General features: G+C 53.9%; 1 protein-coding gene. It reads right to left on the bottom strand.

All coding sequences use genetic code 11. From position 1 onward, the window contains the following. A partial coding sequence (locus MES37_RS24505) for an autotransporter outer membrane beta-barrel domain-containing protein (RefSeq protein WP_237932840.1) occupies window positions 1-727 on the bottom strand: 727 nt, incomplete at both ends.

The raw sequence follows: 727 nt of genomic DNA, 5'->3' as shown, positions 1-727 counted from the left end.
AGCGGTATAGCTGGCTGATTCCGGGCGAACAGTCGGTGTACCTTGCTGCCCTGATTCTGGCGTCGTAGGTTTTGACGGCTCAAGTGGGGTGATTGGCAGTTCTGCTGGCGGCTCAATTGGCACAACAGGTTCTTCCGGGTCGACGGGATCGATCGGTGGCGCAATAGGTTTATTTGGATCAATCGGTACTATTGGCTGTTTTTCCCCCTTGCTGGTCAGATACCAGTTGGCCCCTTTCTGCACCAGGTCGTAGTCATACGCTCCGGCGACAATACGCCCTGATTTGGTGAAGGTACCGTCAGACATGCCTTTGACATCAACAACCTCAATGCCTTCGACCGTTTTCGCACCGTGACCACCAACATTGTTGATCTGCATAAAGGTGTTGCCGCTGGTATTACCGTTGACCAGCAGTTTGTCGGTCACGGAAGCGTCGTCACCCAAAACGGTGTTCATCACCAGAGTACCGTCCTGGCCGTGCCAGTTATTGGCCGTCAGGGTGTGTCCGCTGGTCATTGGTGAGGTCGTTGGCGCGATATAACGGATAGTCCCGGCGAGGTTAACGTCGTTAACTACCGAATCCGCTGTCATATCCCAGCCACTGGATTTATCGATGTTGACGTCGGTTGGGTCAATCCAGCCGGTCAGATTTGCACCGTTACGCAGAGAAAGCGCAGTGTTGTCTTTGGCGATGATATTACTGACTAGCTGTGCGCCGCCGTTGCTG

The organism is Buttiauxella sp. S19-1 (assembly GCF_022134725.1).
Lineage (GTDB): Bacteria > Pseudomonadota > Gammaproteobacteria > Enterobacterales > Enterobacteriaceae > Buttiauxella > Buttiauxella ferragutiae.
Note: the sequence above shows the minus strand (reverse complement) of the source record. Positions and strands in the feature narration are given on the sequence as shown.